We start from the raw sequence: 22,380 nt of genomic DNA, 5'->3' as shown, positions 1-22,380 counted from the left end.
CGTGGCTCGACCCGCGGGTGGCGGTGACTCGGCCGAGGTCGACGACGCCGCCCGAGCCCGCGCCGACCAGGACGTGCGTGGGGACCAGGGCGCGCGAAGCGATCCGACCCCACGCGGGGGGCCGGGGCTCCCGGCGACCCGAGACGACCGTGCCCCCCGAGGCGCTCACACGGAGGCGGCGCTCCTCGATCATCACGGCGACGTCGAGGCCCGTGGGCTGCGCGACTTCGCGGTGAACGTCGCCGTGCCGAGGCCGCCGGCGTTCCTCGGGGAGGCGATGTCGTCGGCGATCGACGGGCTCGCCGCCTATCCGGACCCCGGTCCGGCCACCGCCCGCCTCGCGGCGCACCTCGGGGTGCCGGAGGAGCGGGTGCTCATCACGAACGGGGCCGCGGAGGCGTTCCACCTCGTCGCGAGAGCCCGCGGGTGGCGGCGGCCGGTCGTCGTCCACCCCCAGTTCACCGAGCCCGAGGCCGCCCTGCGCGCCGCCGGGTACGTCCCCGAGCGGCACGTGCTCCCCGGTCCCGATTTCGCCCTCGACGCCGATGCCCTGAACGGCGACACCTCCACCTGCGGCAGGATCACGGGCGAGACCCCGGGCCGGACGGCCGATGACCGGACCGGCCGCGTCCCCGACGACGAGGACCGGCACCGGCACGCGGCCGACCAGCATGCGGCCGACCGCCACGCCGGCCACGACGTCGGCACCGACTCGGCGGCGGATCTCGTCGTCCTCGGCAACCCGACGAACCCGACCTCCCGCCTGCACCCCGTGGCGGAGGTGCTGCGGCTGCGTCGACCCGGTCGGCTCGTGCTCGTCGACGAGGCGTTCCTCGACGTCGTGCCCCGCGAACAGGACACGGCGCTGCGCCACGCGGCCTCGGGGGACGGGCTCGTCGTCGTCAGGAGCCTGACGAAGACGTTCGGCCTGGCCGGGGTCCGGGCGGGATTCCTCGTCGCCGCACCCGAGGTCGTCGCCGCCTGCGCCGCGGTCCAGCCGCACTGGTCGGTGAACAGCCTGGCGCTCGCGGCGGTCGAGGCCGTCTGCAGCGCACAGGGGGTGGCCCACACGGCGGAGGTCGTCGAGCGACTGCGCGAGGCTCGTCCCCACCTCGTCGACGGACTCACCTCGCTGGGGTTCGAGGTCACCGTGCCCGCTGCGGGGCCGTTCGTCCTCGCCCGTCACCCCGGTGCGGCGCGACTGCGTCTCGCGCTGCGGGAGCAGGGGATCGCCGTCCGCCGCGGCGACACCTTCCCTGGGCTCGACGAGAGCTACGTGCGCATCGCCGTCCGGGAACGGGCCGAGACCGACGTCCTCCTCGCCGCCCTCACCCGCCTGCTCAGCGCGGAGCTCGACGTCGACGAGAGCGAAAGCCCCGTCACCGACGACCGGTCCGCCGCCACCCCCCACACCGCCGGCCGCGACGAGAACCTCGACCGCCCCGATGGCGTCGAGCACCCCACCCCGCAGCCGCCCGCACCCCACGACGATCGGGAGGACCGATGACGACGACCCACGAGTCCGCCACGGAGAACACCGCACCCCTGGGCGACGACACGACCTCGCACGCGCCGTCGCGAGCGCACTCGACCCCGCCACCGCACCCGACGGCGCAGCCGCAGACGGGGCAGTCGGCGACCTCCCCGGTCACGCCCCCGATGCCGGACGGCGTGCGGGAGGGGTTGGCCGACGTCGTCGCCAACCGGCGCGACATCCGCTCGGGGTTCACGATGGACCCGATCGACGACGAGGTGCTCCTGCGGGTGCTGTCGGCGGCGCACCAGGCGCCGAGCGTGGGGTTCTCCCAGCCGTGGGACTTCGTGCTCCTGCACGACCTCGAGGTCCGCACCCGCGTCCAGGCCCTCGCCGCGGCCCAGCGGGAGGCGTTCGCCGCGTCGCTGCCGGGAGGTCGTGCGCGCAGTTTCGACGGGCTCAAGGTCGAGGCGATCCTCTCGACGCCGCTCAACATCGTCGTCACGTGCGACCCCACCCGCGGAGGTCCCTACACCCTCGGTCGCCACGCGGATCCGCGGATGGCCCCGTTCTCCGTCGCGTGCGCCGTGGAGAACCTCTGGCTCGCCGCCCGCGCCGAGGGCCTCGGGATCGGTTGGGTGAGCTTCTTCGATCCCGACGAGCTGCGCGCCGAACTCGGTCTGCCCGCCCACCTCGACGTCGTCGCGTTCCTCTGCATCGGGCACGTCGAGACGTTCCCGCCCGCCCCGGAGCTCGCGCTCTCGGGCTGGGCCCGCCGCCGCCCCCTCGGGTGGGCGGTCCATCACGACACGTGGGGCGAACGCCGCCTCCCGGGAGGAGAACCGATGTCACTCGTCGAGGAGACGATCGCCGCCATCGCGCCGGTGGACGAGGAGGCCCGCGCGGCCGCCCTCGGCCGTCAGGGGCTGCTCACCAAGCCCGCGGGGTCGCTCGGCGAGCTGGAGGACATCAGCGTCCGCCTCGCCGGGATCACGGGTCAGTGCCCGCCGCCGGTGCCCGAGCCCGCCGCTCTCGCGGTGTTCGCCGGTGACCACGGCGTCTACGACCAGGGCGTCACCCCGTGGCCGCAGGAGGTGACGATGCAGATGGTCCTCAACGTCCTCGCCGGCGGCGCGATGACGAGCGTGCTGGCCCGCGGCATCGGCGCCGAGGTCGCCGTCGTCGACATGGGCGTCAAGGGCGACGTGCCCGAGCAGCCGGGCCTCATGGTCCGCAAGATCGCCCGCGGCACCGCCGACATGACGCAGACCCCGGCGATGACCGCCGAGCAGTGCACCCATGCCGTCGAGGCCGGGATCGACGTCGCCCGCGACCTCGTCGCCCAGGGCAACCGGCTCCTGCTCACCGGCGACCTCGGCCTCGCGAACACGACGCCCTCGGCCGCGCTCGTCGCCGCGATGACCGGACGTCCCGCCGCCGAGGTCACCGGCCGCGGCACCGGCATCGACGACGCGATGCTCGCCCACAAGACCGAGGTCGTCGCCCGGGCGGTGCAGACCCACGGCGCGAGCGCGGACGACCCGCTCGGCGCCCTCGCGGCCGTCGGCGGCTTCGAGCACGCCGGCCTCGTCGGGTTCCTCCTCGGCGCCGCGGCGCTGCGCACCCCGGTCATCCTCGACGGCGTCATCGCCCTGTCCGCGGCCCTCGTCGCCGACGCGCTCGCGCCGACGGCGCGGCAGTACTGGTTCGCCGGACACCACTCCGCCGAGCCCGCGTGCCGGTACGCGACCGAGAAGCTCGGCCTGCGCCCCCTGCTCGACCTCGGCATGCGCCTCGGCGAGGGCAGCGGCGCGGTGTGCGCGGCGCCGCTCGTCCAGGGCGCGGCGCGGGTGCTCGCCGAGGGTGCGACCTTCGAGAGCGCCGGGGTGTCCGAACGCGATGAGTGAGTCCGGTTCCCCGACGCTCGACCTCCTGCTCGAGGGTCGCCCCTGTCTCGTCGTCGGCGGGGGAGGCCACGCGATCGGCCCCGTGGGTCGCCTCCTGCGCGCCCGCGCCCAGGTGCACGTCGTCGCCCCCACCCTGGTCACGGCGCTGCAGGACCTCGTCGAGCGCGACCTCATCACGTGGTCGCCGCACGAATTCACCGCCGCGGATCTGCACGGGATCCTCGTCGTCGCCCCCGCGAGCGACTCGCCGAGCCTCGATGCCGCGGTCCACGACGCGGCCGAGGCGGCCGGCGTGTTGCTGCTGCCGCGCTCGACCCGTCGAGAGACGCCCTCACCCTCACACGTCACCTCGTCACCCGCGGTCGAGGTCGACGACGCGCTCGAGCCGTCCACGGGGGCCGCACGCAGTGGCGGCGATCGCGGCGAGAGGTGTGGCTCGGTCGTCCTCGTCGGGGGAGGGCCGGGGTCGCCCGAGCTCATCACCGTCGCCGGGCGCGAGGCCGTTCTGCGTGCCGACGTCGTCGTCGTCGACCGCCTCGCCCCCCTCGCGCTCCTCGACGACCTGGGCCCGGAGGTCGAGATCGTTGACGTCTCGAAGATCCCCCGCGGCCGGTTCACCCCGCAGGAGGAGATCAACGCCGTCCTCGTCGACCGGGCCCGCGCGGGCAAGCGCGTCGTGCGGCTCAAGGGCGGCGATCCGTTCGTGTTCGGCCGGGGCATGGAGGAGCACATCGCCTGCTCCGAGGCCGGCGTCCCCGTCTCGGTGATCCCCGGGGTGACCTCGGCGGTCTCCGCGCCGGCGCTCGCCGGGATCCCCGTCACCCACCGCGGCCTCGTCCAGGGTTTCGCGATCGTCTCGGGCCACGCGGCCCCCGACGACCCTCGGAGCACGATCGACTGGGCCGCCCTCGGGCGCAGCGGGGTGACGATCGTCGTCCTCATGGGCGTCGAGACCCTGCCGCGTATCGCCCGGGCGCTCATCGAGGCCGGCCGCGACGCCGACACCCCCGTCGCCTCCGTCATGGACGCCGCCCTGCCGAGTCAACGGACGCACGTCTCCACCCTGGGGCGCTTCGCCGACGGCGCGACGCAGGAGGTGCGGGCACCGGCGGTCACCGTCATCGGCGACGTCGCGCGCTTCGCGCAGGGGTCCTGACCGGCGGGTGTGCGGCTCGAGACTGTCGGTGGGGCGCGCGGAGGACCAGGTGAGTGACGGGTGCACGAACGGTCGGGCGTCTCGTTCTCGACCACATCCGCAGCCGCAGTGACCTCGGGGTCGAGACAACCGGGTCCCCGGGCGTCCGGCCATGTCGACGGGTGTGCGTCGCCCGTGAGCGGTGCCGCCGCACGCACCCGTCGTCGCGCCGTGACCGACCCGACGACGTCGGGGGTCAGGGGCGGTGACTGCGGGCGACTCGGAAGCCCAGGTCGTCGAAGGACGCCTGCGGGTGCGTCTTGCGACGCACGCCTGAACGGCAGCTCCAGTGGGGATCGCTCCAGCCCCCGCCGCGAATGACGCGATACGGGCCGTAGACGTCCTCGTCGTACAGGTCCCAGCACCACTCCCAGACTCCGCCGAGGGTGTCGTAGAGCCCCCAGGCGTTCGGCTCTTTCTGCCGGACCGGGCGTGGGCCGCTCGTGGTGGTCGCGTCGTACCACGCGATGTCGGCCAGATGCGCGTAGTGAGGGCCCGTCGTGCCGCCGCGGCAGGCGACCTGCCACTCGGCCTCGGTCGGGAGGCGGTACCCGTCAGCCGCCCGGTCCCATTCGACATGCCAGGTGTCGGCTTCGGGTTCGTCGTGGGGCCGCCAACCGGCGACAACCGGTGCCTCGCGCTGTGTCACGGTGTAGACCGCAGGCAGGCCTTCGAGCTGCGAAAGTGCGTTGCAGAAGATGACGGCCTCTCGCCAGGTCACGTTCACCTGGGGAATCCCGCGGCCATGCGCGGTCGGCGTCTCACCATGGACCCCGGCCCACTCCTCGACGGTGACGGGCGCGGTGGCGATGTGGAACGGCGCGACGTCCACCGACCACGCGTGCCCATCCCGTCGGTCGACGATCCTCTCCGCGGTGGGACCCTGCGGTGGAACGATGACCATGTCGATGAACACGGAGACATCGTCGCGCGGGCGTCCGGCCATGTCGACGGGTGTGCGTCCAGGCTGCGACGCGTGATGGACCCTGCGCGCGACCAGGTGATCCGGCAGCTGCTCCACGAGCTGGAAGGGGTGCGCCCCGACACCCGCGCACTGGTCGCCATCGACGGGTTCGACGGGGCGGGCAAGAGCCACCTCGCCGCAGAGCTCGTCACCGCGTCGACCCTCTGCCACCGGCCGATTCTGTCGGTGACGATCGACCGCTTCCACCACACCGAGGCGCACCGGGTCGCCGCCGGCCGGGACGCGGAGGGCTTCCACCGTGCTTCGACGTGACCGTGCCGCGTGGCAACCTGCGGTACCGAGGTGACCCCGCTCCTGGCCCCCGACGCGATGGCCCCCATGTACCGGCGGTACGTCGGCGGCGAGCGGCTCCATGTGGCAGAGGCCGACCCGAAGGCTCGTAGCTCCTGGGTGTTCGACAAGGTCGACCTCGACCGGCCGCACCTCGAACGGCCCTGACGCACGCGTGCCCATGCCTGTGGTGCGCTCGTCCCCACGTGACGTAGTCGGGCCGATTCGTCTCACGTCGCGCAGCGCATCGACCAGGTCCATGAGGGCCGCGTGTTCGGAGCTCCTGAGCGGGGTCAGGTCATCGGTAGTGGACCAACCGAGGTCGTCGTGTTCGTCAGGTGCCATGTTGCTGGGTTCGCCGGTCCGACGGATGGCGGGGAAGGCGTACTCATGGGGCCTGGTGTTGGAGCATGACCTCGGGAAGCGTGACGCGTCGACCATCCCGATGCCGAGTTGCTCCAGGCACTCACGACGTGCCGCGTCCCCGACGGACTCACCTGGCTCGACATGACCCGGGTAGGCCCCGACAGTCCGGTGGTTCCCACGACCTGGGCATCTGTGGACCAGCAGCGCCCGTGTGTCGGTGACGAGCGCTCTGCCGACGACCGACAACCTGCGCCCCCGCAGCCCCGCCCGCCCCCGCCCGCCACGGCCTGGTCCGCCGCGGATCGGCACGTCGTCGCCCCCAGGCGAAGACCGGCCGGTGTGCGGCTGGATCGTCCTCGACCGCCGTCCGAAGGCGGGCGCCGCTAGGGTCGTGTCATGACTGCATGGACATGGCGGTGCGAGGATGCGGACGGCCGAGAGATCGAGGACCCGGCCGTGCCGAGGGCGGAGTTCCCCGGTCAGGGCGAGGCCGAGGCGTGGCTCTCGGACACCTGGGCCGACCTCGCCGACGCGGGAGTCGCGCAGGTGACGCTCCTCGAGGGCGACCGCGTGGTCTACGGCCCCATGAGCCTCGAGGCCGGCTGAGGAGCGGCGCCCGACGCCCCCGCGGTGGCGACTCCTCGCGGCTCTCCGCTGCGGACACGATCACCGAGCCGACATCGCCCCAGACGTGCTCGGACCTTCCGCGCGGGGGTCCCTCCGACACGAGGAACGCCCCGCCGCATCGGCGGGGCGTTCCTCGTCGTGACCATTCGTCGGGCTGGCGCCAGAGTCGAGGCTGAGCCGTGAGCGGCGGGTGTGGGGCTCAGGCTCGCGGTGCCTGCGGTGTGACGCGTTCCCCCTTGCGCGTGACACGCGGACGGGGCACGCGCCCGGGCCGCATCTGGACCGACCGGGAGAACACGTACCAGAACGTGCCGCGGCTCGGCTCCTCACCGAGGCGCTCGGAGATCTCCTTCTTGATGCGCCTACTGAGGAACACCGTGTCGAGGATGGTGACGATCATCATCCCGTAGAGCACGGCGAACCCGGCGGTGTACGCCCAGGAGTACCGCAGGAGGCTGAGGGGGAGCGCGACGATCATCACCGGGAGGAGGAACTCACCGATGTTCCACCGTGAGTCGATGATGTCGCGGATGAGCTGGCGCTGAGGACCGCGGTCGCGCGGTCCGAGGGCCCACTGCTCGCCGCGGTACATGCCCTCGCGGTAGCGGGCACGTTCGGCGCGCTCCTTCTGCCGCGACTCCTTCTTCGCCGCCTCCCGGTCGGCGGGCACGATCGGGCGACGGCGCGCCGCCTCGGCCTCCCGGCGCGAGGGAGTGGGGCGATTCTTCGCCCCCGGGCGGACCGGCGACGCCGTCTCGCTCGCGACCGGCGTCTCCTCCTGCTTCTTCCATCGATACACGTGCCACACCATATCCGCGACGGGCCGCGCGAGGGCCACCCCGCTCGGTACCCTGGGGCGATGACCGAGCCCACGCCTCCCCCCACCGGTTCCTCGCCCGACACGGAGGGGCGCTCCGGCCCCGAGGGAGACGGTGGCACCCGGTCGGCGGCGGACTGGCGACGCCGGATCGCCGACCTCATGCCCCAGGTGCGGGCGGACCTGGAGGACCTCGTCCGGATCCCGAGCGTCTCGCTGGACTCCTTCGACGCCGCCCACGTGGAGGCGAGCGCGCAGCGCGTGGCCGAGCTCTTCCGCGACGCCGGCGCCGACGTCGAGGTCGTGCACATCGGCGAGGGCCACCCGGCGATCATCGGGGGCGTCGACGGCCCGAAGGGGGCCCCGACCGTCCTGCTCTACGCCCACCACGACGTCCAACCGCCCGGTCCGGACTCGGACTGGCAGTCCCCGCCGTTCGAGCCCGTCGAACGCGACGGCCGGTTGTACGGACGCGGTGCCGCGGACGACAAGGCGGGCGTCATGGCCCACGTCGCGGCGCTCCGGGCCCACGACGGCCGGCCCCCGGTCTCCGTCCGCCTCTTCGTCGAAGGGGAGGAGGAGGTCGGCAGCGAGTCCCTGCCCGCCATCCTCGAGCGGTACGCCGACCGGCTCGACTGCGACGCGATCGTCATCGCCGACTCCGCCAACTGGGCGATCGGCACCCCGAGCCTCACGACCTCGCTCCGCGGCAACGTCCGCGTCGTCGTGCGGGTCCGCAGCCTCGACCACGGCCTCCACTCGGGCCTGTTCGGCGGGCCCGTCCCCGACGGGATCACCGCGATGTGCCGGCTGCTCGCCACCCTGCACACCGACGAAGGGGACGTCGCCGTCGAGGGCCTCACCTGGGAGCCCGACCCCGACGTCGACTACCCCGAGGACGTGTTGCGCGCCGACTCCGGGGTCCTCGACGGCGTCCGGCTGCTCGGCACCGGGCCGCTCGCCGCACGGTTGTGGAGCCGGCCGTCGATCACCGTCATCGGTCTGGACGCCCCCGCGGTCGACGTGGCGGCGAACCTGCTGTCGCCCACGTGCCAGGCCAAGCTCTCGATGCGCATCGCCGCGAGCGAGGACCCGATGCGGGCCTATGCGGCACTCAAGACCCACCTGGAGTCCCACGCCCCTTGGGGTGTGCAGGTCGAGGTCGACCTCGTCGATGCCGGCGCCGGGTTCACCGCGTCCACGGAGGGCCCGGTCGTCGAGGCCGCCCAGAGCGCCCTCGCCGACGCCTGGGGGAGCGACCCCACCGAGATCGGGCTCGGGGCGTCGATCCCCTTCATCTCGCAGTTCGCCGAGACCTTCCCCAGCGCCGCGATCCTCGTGACCGGTGTCGAGGACCCCGACACGCGGGCTCACGGCCCCGACGAGAGCCTCCACCTCGCGGAATGGGAGAAGGCCTGCCTGGCCGAGACCCTGCTGCTCGAGCGCCTCGGGACCATGCGGAGCGACGGATGAGGGTGCCCGGCTGACGCCCCGACGGGGTGTTTCCGGCGGAAAGCTCCGCCCGGCACACTGATTCGAGAACCGACGACCCGACGCGAGGAGATCCACCGTGCGCGTGCTCATCAGCCCTGCCGCCTTCCCCGGGATGCTCACGGCCGTCCAGGCCGCCGAGGCGATGGCGGAGGGGTGGCGGCGCCGCGCGCCCGAGGACGACCTCACACTCGCACCGCTGTCGGCCGGAGGACCGGGGTTCCTCTCCGTCCTCGCGACGGCCGTCGGGGGCGTCTCGGTGGCGACGACCGTGAGTGACCCGCTCGGTCGGGACGTGCCCGCCTCACTCCTGCTCGTCGAGGACGCCCCGGGCGTGCGCACCGCCTACATCGAGGCCGCGCAGGCCAACGGCCTGCACCTCCTCGCCGCCGACGAACGTCGTCCTCTCGTCACGAGCTCGTTCGGGGTGGGACAACTCGTGCGCGCGGCCCTCGAGGAGGGGGTGTCCCGGATCGTCGTCGCCGTCGGCGACAGCGGCACCAACGACGGGGGAGCGGGGCTGCTGTGCGCCCTCGGCGTCGGTGACACCACCCGCCTCGCCCGCGGCGGCGGCGCGCTGCACGAGATGGATGCGGACGCCCTCGCCGGCCTCGACGAGGCCCGCGACCTCCTCGCCGGCACCGAGCTCGTCATCGCGACCGAGGACAGGTGCCCGCTCCTCGGGTTCGACGGCACCTCCGCCCTCGACGCACCCGAGCGAGGCGCCTCCCCGGTGCAGGCCCAGGCCCTCGAGACCGCCCTCGGCCATTTCCACGACCTCGTCCGCCGGACGAGCACTCCGGCCCTCGACCTGCTCACGGGTCTGCCACGGCGCCTCGAGCGGGAGCCGGGCGCCGGGGCGGGGGGCGGCCTCGGCTACGCGCTGCTCGTCCTCGGCGCGCACGTGGAGAGCGCCGTCGACATCGGCCAGCGGGCCTGGGGGATCGAGAGCCTCCTCGAACGACACGATCTCGTGCTCACCGGCGAGGGGTGTTTCGACTGGACCTCACTGCGGGGCGGCGTGGTCGCCGGCGTCTCCGCTCTCGCGGCCATCCGCGGGTTGCCGACGGTCGTCCTCGCCGGGGAGGTCACCGTCGGGAGGCGCGAGACCATGGCGCTCGGGGTGTCTGGCGTGTACGCCGTGGCCGAGAACGCCGAGCAGAGCACGCACATGATGGCCGACCCCGTCGGCTCTCTCACGGCGCGCGCGGCCCGGGTCGCGGGCACCTGGTCGCCCTGACGCCCCGACCTCCCCTCACCACGGTGGGTGCGGGTCGTGTTCCCGGACCCCCCTCGCGCGGGAACACCCTCGGCGTCTACGGTGTTGTGAAGGGTAGCCTCACCCATCACGGGTCGATCGAGTCCGGTCACCACGCCGGGCGCCAGGCCCCGGGGCCTCCGACGGGATTCCCCACCGAACGACTTAGGGAGCAACATGACTGTGCAGAACGAGCAGAAGGCGCAGACCGCCGAGCACGGCGTCCTCCTCACCGACGTGGCCGCCACCAAGGTGAAGAGCCTTCTCGAACAGGAGGGTCGCGACGACCTCCGCCTGCGGGTCGGCGTGCAGCCCGGTGGCTGCTCGGGGCTCATCTACCAGCTCTACTTCGACGAGCGCACCCTCGACGGTGACGCCGTGCGCGACTTCGAGGGCGTCGAGGTCGTCGTCGACCGCATGAGCGCCCCCTACCTCGACGGCGCGACGATCGACTTCGCCGACACCATCGAGAAGCAGGGCTTCACGATCGACAACCCCAACGCCGGCGCCTCCTGCGCCTGCGGCGACTCCTTCAGCTGACCGGTCGGCGCCGCGCGCGCCCACCCAGTGCCTCACGGCGCCGTCGTCCCTCGGGGCGGCGGCGCCGTGTCGTTGCCGAGGTGACCGAGTGCCCCTCCGTCGTACATCGATGGAACATCCACCCCGTCGAGGTTTTGCCGGCTCGAATCGGCGCTGGTCACGGCAGTGCGGAATCCGAGGGGAGGGCCTCTCGCCCCATCGCTGTACGACGGGAGGGCGGCGTCGGCGGGATCGGCGGGTGCGGGGGCGCCCGGGCGTGGCCGTCGTGGGGGAGCCGTGGTCGCGCGATAGATTGACCGGGTGCCTATCGCCGTTGCCGGGTCCATCGCGACCGATCACCTCATGACCTTCCGGGGACGGTTCGCCGACTCCCTCCTCGCCGAGCAGCTGGAGCAGGTCTCCCTCTCCTTCCTCGCCGACGGACTCGACATCCGACGCGGAGGGGTCGGAGGCAACATCTCGTTCGGGATGGCCGTGCTCGGCGCCCGCCCCGTGCTGGTCGGCGCCGCCGGCGCCGACTTCGCCGACTACCGTTCCTGGCTGGAACGCCACGGCGTGGACTGCACGTCCGTCCACATCTCGGAGACGGCGCACACCGCGCGCTTCGTCTGCACGACCGACTCCGTGCTCGCCCAGATCGCGACGTTCTACCCCGGTGCCATGTCGGAGGCCCGTGACCTCGAGTTCGGCCCCGTCATCGAGCGTGTCGGCGGCCTCGAGCTCGTCCTCGTCGGCCCCGACGACCCCGAGGCGATGCTCCGCCACACGGACGAGTGCCGTGAGCGGGGCATCCCGTTCGCCGCCGACCCCAGCCAGCAGATGGCGTTCATGGACGGCCCCTCGATCCGCCGCCTCATCGACGGCGCGACCTACCTGTTCACGAACGAGTACGAGTCCCACCTCGCCGAACAGAAGACGGGCTGGAGCGCGGACGAGATCGCCGACCGGGTCCAGGTGCGCATCACGACGCGCGGGGCGAACGGGTGCACCGTCGCGGCATGGGGAGAGGAGCCGGTCCACGTCGGGGTCGTCGAGGCGCGGACGGTCGCCGACCCGACGGGTGTCGGCGACGCGTTCCGGGCCGGGTTCCTCGTCGGCCTTGGTGCCGGTCTCGCGCACCGCCACTGCGCGCAACTCGGGGCCGTCATGGCGACCCACGTCGTCGAGACCGTCGGCACGCAGGAGTACGCGGAGGGGCTCACCGGCCTGCGGGCACGTCTCGCCGAGGCCTACGGCGACGCGGACGCCGACGCGATCGCCGCCCACCTGCCCCAGGACCGTGTCTGAGCACGACAGGCCCGATCGACCCATGGCCGAGCACGACGTCGAGGTTCACACCGAGGGACCGATCGAGCCGCCCCCGACGCCGCACCGCTTCGACGCGACCGGCGGGTGGGGGCGGGACATCGCCGGTGTGGGGGCGGACCTCGAACCGGGCACCCTCCTCGAGGCCTACCGCTCCGGCGTGTTCCCGATGGGCGTGGGGCGGCACGGCGCCGGTCCCCTCGTGTGGTGGTCACCGGAACCGCGCGGGGTGCTCCTGCCCGGGGGGCTGCGGATCTCGCGTTCCCTGAGGAAGTCGATGCGACGTTTCGACGTGACGTTCGACACCGACTTCGAAGGCGTCGTCGCCGGATGCGCCGACCCCTCCCGCGACGGCCGGTGGATCACCTCGGCCGTCGCCGTGGCGTACACGCGCCTGCATCGACTCGGGTGGGCGCACTCGGTGGAGGTCCGCCGCGACGGCGACCTCGTGGGCGGCCTGTACGGGGTGTCGATCGGGGGGTTGTTCGCGGGGGAGTCGATGTTCCACCGTGAGACCGACGCGTCCAAGGTGGCCCTCGTGGCCCTCGTGGAGCGGTGCTTCGCGGACCACGACACGCGGAGGGTCATCGACACGCAGTGGTCCACGCCACACCTGGCGTCCCTCGGTGTCGTCGACATCCCGCGGTCGGACTACCTCCGCAGGCTCTCCCGGGCACTGGAGGCGCCGGCTCCGACCTGGCAGCCCACGCGGCACCCGCCCGGCCCGGACGCAGCAGGGGAGAGTGGTTCCTGAGCGTGGCGGGGACCGATGCGCCCTGTCGGGCCTCGGGTCGGCCGCGCGCACCGCCTGCCGGCGGCCCGCACCGTCCGCCCTGCGAGCACCGCGGCCTTGGGCGCGGATTCGGGGGAGCCGAGCCGGAGCCGGGCGCCGCGCTACCGACCATCGCCGTCGAGCCTGGTCTATGCTGGCGACGTCCATGACCCCGGACGAGCAGCTCGCCCGGGTGAGCGCGTCCGCCCCCAGGGGTGGACGTCACCACCGAACCGGAAGGTGTACCTTGCCTCGGCACGATGACTCACGGAGGCGCGGACGACGCTCGCGCCTGGCGCTCGGCGGCGTGGCCGCTCTTGCGGCGCTGACGCTCAGCGGATGCTCCGAAGCATTGCAGCGGGGGTACCTGCCCGAGGGCGCCTCCGCCGGAGCCGACCGCGTCACCAACCTCTGGGTCGCCAGCTGGATCGCGGCTCTCGCCGTCGGAATCCTGGTGTGGGGACTCACGATCTGGTGCATCGTGCGGTACCGCCGCAAGAAGGACGACGTGGGCCTGCCGCCCCAGCTTCGGTACAACGTGCCGATCGAGATCCTCTACACCATCATCCCCGTGATGATGGTGGGCGTCCTCTTCTTCTTCACCGCCCGCGACGAGGCGGTCCTGCTCGACACGAGCGCCAAGCCCGACTACACGATCAACGTCGTCGGCAAGCAGTGGAGCTGGGACTTCAACTACGTCGACGACAAGGTGTGGGACTCCGGCATCCAGGCCGACCTCACCGGAAAGCCGGGCGTCGAGCAGACGCTCCCGACGCTGTACCTTCCCGAGAACTCCCGGGTCGAGTTCGTGCTCACCGCTCGTGACGTCATCCACTCGTTCTGGGTGCCGGCGTTCCAGCAGAAGCTCGACATGGTCCCCGGCAAGGTCAACAAGCTCCAGATCGAGACCCGCCAGCAGGGCACGTTCCAGGGCAAGTGCGCCGAGCTCTGCGGCGCCTACCACGCGACGATGCTGTTCAACGTCAAGGTCGTCTCCAAGGAGGAGTTCGACCAGCACATGGCCGACCTCAAGGCGCGGGGTCAGACCGGCCTCCTCGACAACTCCCTCAGTCGGGCCCACCTCGAGAAGGGGCAGCCCAGCTACCAGCAGTACCAGCCGCAAGGAGGTGGCAACTGATGGCGTCGATCATCACTCGCCCCGAGCACACCGGTCACGGACCGGCACCTGAGCCGACCACGTCCCTGGGGCGTCGGTTCGTCAAGGTCATCACGACCACCGATCACAAGGTCATCGCGAACCTGTACTTCGTCACCACGATGGTGTTCTTCTCCATCGGTGGCCTGCTCGCCCTCATCATCCGGGCCGAGCTCTTCTCGCCGGGTCTGCAGGTGCTGCAGAACCTCGAGCAGTTCAACGCGATGTTCACGATGCACGGCTCGATCATGCTGCTGCTGTTCGCGACACCGCTGTTCGCGGCGTTCTCCAACCTGCTCGTCCCGCTCCAGATCGGGGCCCCCGACGTCGCCTTCCCGCGACTCAACATGCTCGCCTACTGGCTGTTCACCTTCGGTGGCATCGTCGCGTGCTCCGGCTTCCTCGTTCCCGGTGGCGCGGCCTCCTTCGGATGGTTCGCCTACACCCCGCTGTCGAACTCGGTGTTCTCGCCCAGCCTCGGCGCCGACCTGTGGATCCTGGGCTTCGCGGCCACCGGTTTCGCCTCGATCATGGGCGCGGTCAACTTCATCACCACGATCGTGTGCATGCGCGCGCCGGGTATGACGATGTTCCGGATGCCGGTGTTCACCTGGACGTCGTTGGTCACCTCGTTGCTCGTCCTCATGGTCTTCCCCGTGCTCACCGCGGCATGGTTCGCCCTCGTGGGCGACCGGCTCTACGGCATGCACATCTACGACCCGATCAACGGCGGCCCGATCCTGTACCAGCACCTGTTCTGGTTCTTCGGCCACCCGGAGGTCTACATCATCGCCTTGCCGTTCTTCGGCATCATCAGCGAGGTCTTCCCGGTCTTCTCCCGCAAGCCGATCTTCGGCTACAAGGGCATCATCTTCGCCACGATCGCGATCGCGGCCCTCTCGGCCACGGTGTGGGCGCACCACATGTACGTCACCGGCCAGGTGCTGCTGCCGTTCTTCTCGATCATGACGATGCTCATCGCCGTTCCGACCGGCGTGAAGTTCTTCAACTGGATCGGCACGATGTGGGGAGGGTCGCTCACCTTCGAGACGCCGATGCTCTGGGCGCTCGGGTTCCTCGTGACCTTCCTCTTCGGTGGCCTCACCGGTGTCATCCTCGCGAGTCCCGCGCTCGACTTCCACCTCTCCGACACCTACTTCGTGGTCGCGCACTTCCACTACACGATCTTCGGCACCGTGGTGTTCGCCATGTTCGCGGGCTACTACTTCTGGTGGCCCAAGATGACGGGCAAGATGCTCGACGAGCGCCTCGGCAAGATCCACTTCTGGATGCTGTTCTTCGGCTTCCACCTGACGTTCCTCATCCAGCACGTGCTCGGTGTCGATGGCATGCCGCGCCGCTACGGCGACTACATGGTCGAGGACGGGTTCACCTTCCTCAACCAGATCTCGACGTTCGGTTCGATCCTGCTCGGCGCGTCGATGATCCCGTTCTTCATCAACGTGTGGAAGACGCAGAAGCACGCGCCCAAGGTCACCGTCGACGACCCATGGGGCTACGGTTCCTCGCTGGAGTGGGCCACCTCGTGCCCGCCCCCGCGGCACAACTTCGACTCGCTCCCGCGCATCCGTTCCGAGCGTCCGGTGTTCGACCTCAACCACCCCGAGGTGGCCTCGTTCGACACGCCGACCCCCGACAAGGGCGTGCTCGACGAGCTGCTCGGTGAACCGGAGCTCGAGGGGCAGTCGAAGGGAGGTGGCAAGCGATGAAGCAGACCTCGGCGCTCTTCAACGCAGCCTTCATCTTCTTCGTCCCCGTGACGATCATCTACGGTTTCTTCACCAAGTGGCAGGAGCCGGTGGGGGTCGTGGCCATGCTGCTCCTGGGCCTCATGGGTCTCATGTTCGGCATGTACCTGCGCCTCACCATGAAGAAGCTCGACCGCGACCCTGCGGACGACCCGCGTGGTGAGCAGTGGATGCAGGAGGGCGAGTACGGGTTCTTCAGCCCGCACTCCTGGTGGCCGCTGCCCCTCGCGGCGTCGGCGATCATCGTGTTCCTCGGCCTGCGCCTCGGCCTCTGGGTCTTCCTGGTCGGCGTCGTGTTCGGGGCCGTCGCCCTCATCGGGTGGGTCTTCGAGTACTTCCGCCAGGACATGGCGATCTGACTCCCCGCTTCGCCCAATCGACGTGAACCCCGCTGCCCCGCAGCGGGGTTCACGCTTTTCGGGGCCTCGCGGCCCCCGGTGGTGGAATCGTCGGGCGATATGCGTCACCATGGGGGGAGTGCCGATTGTGGGGGCATCCGGTCCGCGCCGGGGCGTGGACTTGCAGGCGGCGGATGCGATGGCACGACAGGGGCCGACAAGGAGGAATTCCGGGGTGCACGTGAGAACGCGGATCGACTATGTCCGGGTGGTCGGTCTCGGCCTGGCCATCGGGTCAACCTTGCTCGTCACGGCCTGTGACATGCCAGGTGCCATCGGGGCCGGCGGTGAGGACGAGAACGCGAGCCCGACCGTGCCCTCGGCGGAGCTCGCCTTCTCGGTCGAGGACGGGGGCAAGGGCGTCAAGCCCGACGAGCGCCTCACCGTCCAGGCTCGACAGGGCGACCTCGTGTCGGTGCGCCTGCAGGACCCCAAGGGGACGGTCATCCCGGGCAAGGTGAGCGACGGCGTCTGGTCGCCGTCGGCGGACATGCGTCTCAAGCCCTCCACCACGTACACGTGGAAGGCGACGGCCAAGAACGCCGAGGGTGCCACCTCGCAGCAGAGCGTGTCGTTCTCGACGCTGGATCCGGGTGTGAAGGCCACGTACACCGTGACACCGGACGGCTCGACCGTCGGTGTCGGGATGCCGGCGATGGTGACGTTCGACAGCGCGGTGACCACCCCGGAGATGCGCGCCGAGGTCGAGAAGCGCATGAAGATCAAGGTCGTCCCCGCCCAGAAGGGCTCATGGGGCTGGCTGGACGAACGCCAGCTCATGTGGCGGCCGGACTCGTACTGGAAGCCCAACACCAAGGTGACGGTCTCCGCGCCGCTCACAGGGGTCGCCACGGGGCCCGACAAGTACATCGTGCAGGACAAGGGCGGCACGTTCACCGTCGCCAAGCGGGCCCGCATCATGAAGGTCGATCTCGCCGGCCACACGATGAGCGTGAGCGACAACGGCAAGCGCGTCGCGAGCTATCCCATCAGCGCCGGCAAGCCCACGGCCGATTGGGAGACCCGCTCGGGCACCAAGGTCATCACCGAGAAGCACGAGGACTACGTCATGGACGCGGGCACCCTCGGGCTCAAGGAGGGGGACGCGAACTACTACCGCACCGAGGTCAGGTACGCGATGCGGGTCACGAACACCGGAGAGTTCCTCCACGCCGCCCCCTGGTCGGTGTGGGCGCAGGGACGTCGGAACGTGAGCCACGGCTGCGTCAACCTCGGTCCGGGGGCGGCAGCCGACGTCTTCCGCGGTTCGATCATCGGTGACGTCGTCGAGTTCACCGGCTCCTCCCGGCGGATGAAGCCCGGCGACGGGCTGTCGGTCTGGCTGTTCAGCGCCGACGAGTGGCATGCCCGCAGCGCCCTCGCGAAGAAGACCTCCTCGTCGACCGGTTCCCCGACGTCCAAGAAGTCGAGCACGTCGTCCTCGTCGTCGTCCACGTCGTCGGCGCCCGCTGCGCCCTCACCGTCGACGTCGACGACGACTCCCTGACGCCACGGACGAGGGTCCCCGACGCCCACGGACGGGGGTCTGTCCTCCAGGCGGGTCTGCGGACCGTGAGGCCCGGGCGTCGTGGCCTCTCCGTGCCCCCCGCACTCCCGTCGTCGGGTGGTCGTCGTCGGCTGGTGGCCGTGGCGGTGCTCCTGGACGTCGCGCCGGTCGACACACCGATGCCCCGTGACCTCCCAGTTTCGCGCTGCGCGCCATGGTCGTCGGGAGGCACACGCCCGACGCGTCAGCTCATGCCCAGCCGAGGGCGTGGAGGCGTTCGTCGTCGATGCCGAAGTGGTGCGCGATCTCGTGGACGACGGTGACCGTGACCTCGTGGCGCACCTGCTCCACGCTGGTGCACATGCGCAGCGTCGGCCCCTGGAACACCGTGATGCGGTCGGGGAGGCCCAGATCACCCCACGTGCGTTCGGTGCGGGGGACGCCCTCGTAGAGGCCCAGGAGCTCCTCTCCGCTCTCCGGCTCGTCCTCGACGAGGAACACGACGTTGTCGAGCATGTCGAGAAGCTCCCCAGGGACGGCGTCGAGCGCGTCGGCCACGGCCTCCTCGAACTGCTCCCGGCTCATCATCATGACGACCTCACCCGTTCATGGTGCCGCACGACACCGGCCGCTCTGGTGAGCGACCCGGGGGAGTGGGCGAGCACGGGTCGGCGGCGGGAGTCCGGGCTGTGCGAAGGCCCCCGCACCGGCACGGTGCGGGGGCCTTCGTCGGTGAGCCGGAACTCAGGAGGCTCAGTGGTGCGCGTCCTCGAGGATCTCGTCGTGGTGGACGTCCTCACGGGCGAGCAGCGCGCGGTCCGAGGCCTGGTCGTGGTGAGCGTGCGCCTCGTGCAGCTCGGCCGGGGTGACCGGAGCGACACGGTCCTTGAAGAAGAACCGGGACCAGGCGGCCCGACGCTTCTGGCTGCGACCCGTGGGGGCTGCGACGCCGTGGGCGTCTCGACCGTCGGTGAGTTCGAGGGGCTCAGGGCTCTCGTAACCCACGAGGTTCCACATCTCGTAGTCGCTCAGCGGCTCGTGGTACTCGCGGAACTCGCCGTCGGCGGTGCGGACGATCCGGCCGCTCTCCTTGCCGTGCAGGGCGAGCTCGCGGTCGGCGCGCTGCAGAGACAGGCAGATGCGCTTGGTGACCCAGAAGCCGATGATCGGGCCCGCGAAGAAGAGGAACCGCAGGACGTGGGTGATGTCGTTGATCGACAGACCCAGCTTGATCGCCATGATGTCGTTGCCCGCGGCGAAGAACATCACGAGGTAGGCGATGATCGCGCCGATGCCGATGCCGGTGCGCACCGGGCGGTTACGCGGGCGGTCGAGCAGGTGGTGCTCGCGCTTGTCACCGGTGATCCAGGCCTCGAGGAAGGGGTAGGCGCCGGCGAGGGTGAACACGACCGGGAGCAGGACGATCGAGCCGAGGGCGACGTTGAGGGACAACGTCCAGGAGCCGACGGGAACCTCGAGCCAACCGGGCAGGAGCCGCAGCGCGCCGTCCGCGAAGCCCATGTACCAGTCGGGCTGCACACCGGCGGTGACCGGCGAGGGGTCGTACGGGCCGTAGGCCCACACGGGGTTGATCGTGACCAGCCCGGAGATCAGCGTGATGATGCCGAACACGATGAAGAAGAAGCCACCGGCCTTGGCGGCGTACACCGGCATGACGCGGAAACCGACGACGTTGTCGTTGGTGCGGCCGGGGCCGGGGTACTGGGTGTGCTTGTGGACCATGACGAGCGCGAGGTGCGCCGTGAACAGGCCGATGAGCAGGGCCGGCACGAGCAGCATGTGCGCCATGTAGAGGCGCGCGATGATGATGTGTCCGGGGAAGGCCCCGTCGAACATCAGGTAGCTGATGATCGAGCCGAGGATCGGGGTCGACTGGACGAAGCCCTCCATCACGCGAAGACCGGTGCCCGAGAGCAGGTCGTCGGGGAGGGAGTAGCCCGCGAAGCCCTCGATCATGGCCAGCAGGAGGAGCACGGTGCCGATCACCCAGTTGATCTCGCGCGGCTTGCGGAACGCGCCGGTGAAGAACACGCGCGCCATGTGCATGCCGATCGCGGCCACGAAGAACAGGGCCGACCAGTGGTGGACCTGGCGGATGAGGAGACCGCCGGGCACCTCGAAGGAGATCTGCAGCGTGGAGGCGTAGGCCTCGCTCATGAGGATGCCGTTGAGGGGCGCGTGCGGCCCGTCGTAGTGCACCTCGCCCATCGAGGGGACGAACCACAGGGTGAGCGCCACGCCGGTGAGCAGCGCGATGATCATCGAGTACATCGCGACTTCGCCGAGCATGAACGACCAGTGGTCGGGGAAGACCTTGCGCATGAGGTAGCGCATGGGGCCGGCGATGCCCGTGCGGTCGTCGAACCAACTGGCGACGGCGCCGTGACGCCCGCCGTTTCCTCGGTCCCGCCCGGGCCGAGGTGCCGGCTCGTCGGTACGGAGCCGGTCTGCCGCGCGCGCGGTTGCTTGTGTGCTCATCGCTTACGACTCCAGAAGCTCGGGCCCACGGGTTCCATGAACGGCTGCGCCGCCACGAGGTAACCCTCATCATCGACGGTGATCTTCAGCTGCGGAAGAGGACGCTTGGCCGGGCCGAACACGACCTTGCAGTCCTGCGTGACGTCGAAGGTGGACTGGTGGCACGGGCACAGCAGGTGGTGCGTCTGCTGTTCGTAGAGCCCCACGGGGCAGCCCGCGTGCGTGCAGATCTTGTTGTACGCGACGATCCCCTCGTAGCCCCAGTCACGGGCCTTGTCGCTCTTGAAGGCCTCGGGATCGAGACGGACGAGCAGGACGGCGGCCTTGGCCTTGCGCTGCAGGAGGCTGAGGTCCTCGTCGTGCTCGAAGTGCTCCCCCTCCTTGGCCTGCTTGGCCGGGCTGTCGATGCCCTCGGGCAGGACGTGGAACACGGCGCCGCGGTGCACCTCGTCGGCGCGGATCGGCGTCATCTGCGGGTCGCGCATGAGGCGCATCCCGGTCTGCCAGAACGTGTGGTGCATCTCGCGCCGCGGAAGGTGGCCGAGGCCACCGACGATGGGGAACAGCGGCGGGAGGGCGAACAGGCCGAGAGCGGTGGCGCCGAGGGCTCCGATCATCGGCCGACGGGCGAGCTGGCTGCTGCGGCGGCCCTCGTCGAGGGTGTCCATGAGCTCGGCGCGCGTCTCCGGGGACGAACCCGTGGGGTGGCGCTCCTCGATCTCCTCGGTGTCGGGCATGAGGGTCTTCGCCCAGTGCACCGCGCCGAGACCGATACCGAGAAGGCTCAGCGCCAGGCACACGCCGAGGGCGGTGTGCAGGGGGCTGATCCGCCCGAACACCGGCACGTACACCATGGTCGTCATGTCGAGCGTGAGGTAGGCGACGATGAAGCCGATAGAGCCGAGCACCGAGACGGTGAAGAGCGCGAGCACCTGACGCTCGGCGCGCTTGGCCGCCTTGGGGTCGACATCGGCGTGACGCATGACGTGCGGCGGGAGACCGGGGTTCTCGAACCGCTCCGGGACGGTGTCGACGGCCTGTGAGTGACCGGCGGAACCGGTGAGGTCACGGCCGGTGGCGGTGGAACTGCCCTCGGCCGGGCGTTCTCCGGCCGGAGTGACGCCGTTCTCGTTCATGTGATCGTTCCTGTCGCTGTGATGCCTAGGGGGTGTCGTCATGGCTCAGGCCGCCTTGCGACCGAGCCAGACGGCCGCCCCGATCATGAGGGGAACCGCGAGCAACCAGAGGAAGAAGCCGTCGGCGACGGGGCCGAGGTTGCCCAGGCCGTGACCGCCGTAGCTGTTGTTCTGGTCGAGTTCGTGAAGGAAGGCGATGACGTCGCGCTTGGCCTCCGGGTCGAGGTTCGCATCGTCGAAGACCGGCATCGACTGCGGGCCCGTGAGCATCGCCTCGTAGATGTGCTTGCCCTCGATGTCGTGCAGCGGCGGGGCGAACTTGCCGCGGGTGAGCGCACCGCCGGAGCCGGCGAAGTTGTGGCACATCGCGCAGTTGACGCGGTAGATCTCGCCACCACGGGCGACGTCGCCACCGATGCCGCTGGCGTACTTCTCGTCCGGGATCCCGGGGCCGGGGCCGAGGGAGTCGACATAGGCGCCCATCTGGCGGATCTGCTCGTCGGAGAACGCGACGTGGCTGTTGCGCTTGGCCTGCACGGCCGGCCCTGCGAGGGGCATGCGGCCCGTGCCGACCTGGAAGTCGACGGCGGCGGCGCCCACGCCGACCAGGCTCGGACCGGCGCTCGTGCCCTCGGCCTGCTGGCCGTGACAGGTGGAGCAGTTGGCCTTGAACAGACGGTCACCGGCGGTGACGTCCTGCGCCGTGTAGGGGCGGGTGTCGGCGGTCGCACGGCCTCCGGAGGAGACGAGTGAGTACACCCCACCGACGGCGACCAGCGCGACGACGAGCAGGGCGAACAGGACCGCGGGGTGCCGGCGTCGGGTCACGGTTGAGGCAGTCACGAGGGCATCCTTGACTTCGGGGGTTCGGGGACGGAAGCAGCGATCGGGCGGCGGGTCGCGGCCGG

21 protein-coding genes and 1 pseudogene are annotated in these 22,380 nt (G+C 71.0%); 15 read left to right on the top strand and 7 right to left on the bottom strand.

Annotated features, from left to right (window positions below):
- The first annotated feature begins 1 nt into the window (after nt 1).
- Genes RT054_RS04430 through cobA form a run of 3 tightly spaced genes read left to right on the top strand, consistent with a single transcriptional unit; the run spans nt 2 to nt 4,537 of the window.
- Nucleotides 2-1,507, top strand: coding sequence for an aminotransferase class I/II-fold pyridoxal phosphate-dependent enzyme (locus RT054_RS04430; RefSeq protein WP_313022281.1), 1,506 nt, complete (start codon nt 2-4; stop codon nt 1,505-1,507).
- The gene (gene cobT, locus RT054_RS04425) at nt 1,504-3,381 is read left to right on the top strand and encodes a nicotinate-nucleotide--dimethylbenzimidazole phosphoribosyltransferase (RefSeq protein WP_313022280.1); all 1,878 of its coding nucleotides are present in this window, start codon (nt 1,504-1,506) and stop codon (nt 3,379-3,381) included. Before RT054_RS04430 ends, cobT begins: the two co-directional genes overlap by 4 nt.
- Complete coding sequence (gene cobA / locus RT054_RS04420) at nt 3,374-4,537, top strand: uroporphyrinogen-III C-methyltransferase (protein ID WP_312718814.1); 1,164 nt, start codon at nt 3,374-3,376, stop codon at nt 4,535-4,537. The genes cobT and cobA overlap by 8 nt, the downstream gene beginning before the upstream one ends.
- A 235-nt stretch (nt 4,538-4,772) precedes the next feature.
- Here cobA and RT054_RS04415 read toward each other — a convergent pair whose 3' ends face one another.
- Nucleotides 4,773-5,492 carry an SUMF1/EgtB/PvdO family nonheme iron enzyme gene (locus RT054_RS04415; protein WP_313022279.1) on the bottom strand — a complete coding sequence of 240 codons (720 nt, stop codon included), beginning with the start codon at nt 5,490-5,492 and terminating at the stop codon, nt 4,773-4,775.
- Between the two features lie 60 nt (nt 5,493-5,552).
- Here RT054_RS04415 and RT054_RS04410 point away from each other — a divergent pair, with 60 nt between their 5' ends.
- Together RT054_RS04410 and RT054_RS04405 are read left to right on the top strand one after the other, a co-directional pair.
- Complete coding sequence (locus tag RT054_RS04410; RefSeq protein ID WP_313022278.1) at nt 5,553-5,813, top strand: hypothetical protein; 261 nt, start codon at nt 5,553-5,555, stop codon at nt 5,811-5,813.
- Between the two features lie 30 nt (nt 5,814-5,843).
- On the top strand, nt 5,844-5,999 hold the full coding sequence (locus RT054_RS04405) for a hypothetical protein (RefSeq protein ID WP_312718810.1): 156 nt from the start codon (nt 5,844-5,846) through the stop codon (nt 5,997-5,999).
- Between the two features lie 129 nt (nt 6,000-6,128).
- Here RT054_RS04405 and RT054_RS16485 read toward each other — a convergent pair.
- Nucleotides 6,129-6,506: pseudogene (locus tag RT054_RS16485) on the bottom strand (NUDIX hydrolase); the annotation flags it as partial.
- A gap of 87 nt (nt 6,507-6,593) precedes the next feature.
- On the opposite strand from RT054_RS16485, the gene RT054_RS04400 reads away from it, so the two are divergent.
- On the top strand, nt 6,594-6,803 hold the full coding sequence (locus RT054_RS04400; protein ID WP_312718808.1) for a hypothetical protein: 210 nt from the start codon (nt 6,594-6,596) through the stop codon (nt 6,801-6,803).
- Between the two features lie 220 nt (nt 6,804-7,023).
- Here the strand turns inward: RT054_RS04400 and RT054_RS04395 are convergent, their stop codons facing one another.
- Nucleotides 7,024-7,623 carry a DUF3043 domain-containing protein gene (locus RT054_RS04395; RefSeq protein WP_313022277.1) on the bottom strand — a complete coding sequence of 200 codons (600 nt, stop codon included), beginning with the start codon at nt 7,621-7,623 and terminating at the stop codon, nt 7,024-7,026.
- A gap of 60 nt (nt 7,624-7,683) precedes the next feature.
- On the opposite strand from RT054_RS04395, the gene RT054_RS04390 reads away from it, so the two are divergent.
- The 9 genes from RT054_RS04390 (at nt 7,684) to RT054_RS04350 (ending at nt 17,837) form a co-directional block, all read left to right on the top strand.
- Entirely contained in the window at nt 7,684-9,114 is a 1,431-nt protein-coding gene (locus RT054_RS04390; RefSeq protein ID WP_313022276.1) for a dipeptidase, read from the top strand.
- Nucleotides 9,115-9,211: 97 nt separating this feature from the next.
- Nucleotides 9,212-10,372, top strand: coding sequence for a glycerate kinase (locus RT054_RS04385; RefSeq protein WP_313022275.1), 1,161 nt, complete (start codon nt 9,212-9,214; stop codon nt 10,370-10,372).
- 195 nt (nt 10,373-10,567) lie between these two features.
- Nucleotides 10,568-10,930, top strand: a complete 363-nt coding sequence (locus tag RT054_RS04380) for an iron-sulfur cluster assembly accessory protein (protein WP_312718802.1) — start codon at nt 10,568-10,570, stop codon at nt 10,928-10,930.
- A gap of 300 nt (nt 10,931-11,230) precedes the next feature.
- Nucleotides 11,231-12,217, top strand: coding sequence for a carbohydrate kinase family protein (locus RT054_RS04375; protein ID WP_313022274.1), 987 nt, complete (start codon nt 11,231-11,233; stop codon nt 12,215-12,217).
- A gap of 22 nt (nt 12,218-12,239) precedes the next feature.
- Nucleotides 12,240-12,989, top strand: a complete 750-nt coding sequence (gene aat / locus RT054_RS04370) for a leucyl/phenylalanyl-tRNA--protein transferase (protein WP_313022273.1) — start codon at nt 12,240-12,242, stop codon at nt 12,987-12,989.
- A 325-nt stretch (nt 12,990-13,314) separates the two neighbouring features.
- Complete coding sequence (gene coxB, locus RT054_RS04365; protein WP_313022272.1) at nt 13,315-14,145, top strand: cytochrome c oxidase subunit II; 831 nt, start codon at nt 13,315-13,317, stop codon at nt 14,143-14,145.
- Nucleotides 14,145-15,893: a cytochrome c oxidase subunit I gene (gene ctaD, locus RT054_RS04360; protein WP_313022271.1), complete on the top strand. Its 1,749-nt coding sequence runs from the start codon at nt 14,145-14,147 to the stop codon at nt 15,891-15,893. Before coxB ends, ctaD begins: the two co-directional genes overlap by 1 nt.
- On the top strand, nt 15,890-16,291 hold the full coding sequence (locus tag RT054_RS04355) for a cytochrome c oxidase subunit 4 (RefSeq protein WP_313022270.1): 402 nt from the start codon (nt 15,890-15,892) through the stop codon (nt 16,289-16,291). Before ctaD ends, RT054_RS04355 begins: the two co-directional genes overlap by 4 nt.
- Nucleotides 16,292-16,592: 301 nt before the next feature.
- Nucleotides 16,593-17,837, top strand: a complete 1,245-nt coding sequence (locus tag RT054_RS04350) for an Ig-like domain-containing protein (RefSeq protein WP_312718794.1) — start codon at nt 16,593-16,595, stop codon at nt 17,835-17,837.
- A gap of 249 nt (nt 17,838-18,086) precedes the next feature.
- On the opposite strand, the gene RT054_RS04345 is transcribed toward RT054_RS04350, so the two are convergent.
- The 4 genes from RT054_RS04345 to RT054_RS04330 form a co-directional block, all read right to left on the bottom strand.
- The gene (locus tag RT054_RS04345) at nt 18,087-18,428 is read right to left on the bottom strand and encodes a metallopeptidase family protein (protein ID WP_313022269.1); all 342 of its coding nucleotides are present in this window, start codon (nt 18,426-18,428) and stop codon (nt 18,087-18,089) included.
- 162 nt (nt 18,429-18,590) lie between these two features.
- Nucleotides 18,591-20,336, bottom strand: a complete 1,746-nt coding sequence (locus RT054_RS04340) for a cytochrome bc complex cytochrome b subunit (protein ID WP_313022268.1) — start codon at nt 20,334-20,336, stop codon at nt 18,591-18,593.
- A complete protein-coding gene (locus RT054_RS04335; RefSeq protein WP_313022267.1) occupies nt 20,333-21,472 on the bottom strand; it encodes a Rieske 2Fe-2S domain-containing protein in 1,140 nt (379 codons plus the stop codon). Before RT054_RS04335 ends, RT054_RS04340 begins: the two co-directional genes overlap by 4 nt.
- Nucleotides 21,473-21,517: 45 nt before the next feature.
- Complete coding sequence (locus tag RT054_RS04330; protein WP_313022266.1) at nt 21,518-22,315, bottom strand: c-type cytochrome; 798 nt, start codon at nt 22,313-22,315, stop codon at nt 21,518-21,520.
- Nucleotides 22,316-22,380: the final 65 nt, after the last annotated feature.

The sequence above is a fragment of the Mobilicoccus sp. genome (assembly GCF_032060985.1).
GTDB lineage: Bacteria > Actinomycetota > Actinomycetes > Actinomycetales > Dermatophilaceae > Mobilicoccus.
The sequence above is the reverse complement of the archived record's forward strand: the minus strand, read 5'-3'. Positions and strand labels throughout refer to the sequence as shown.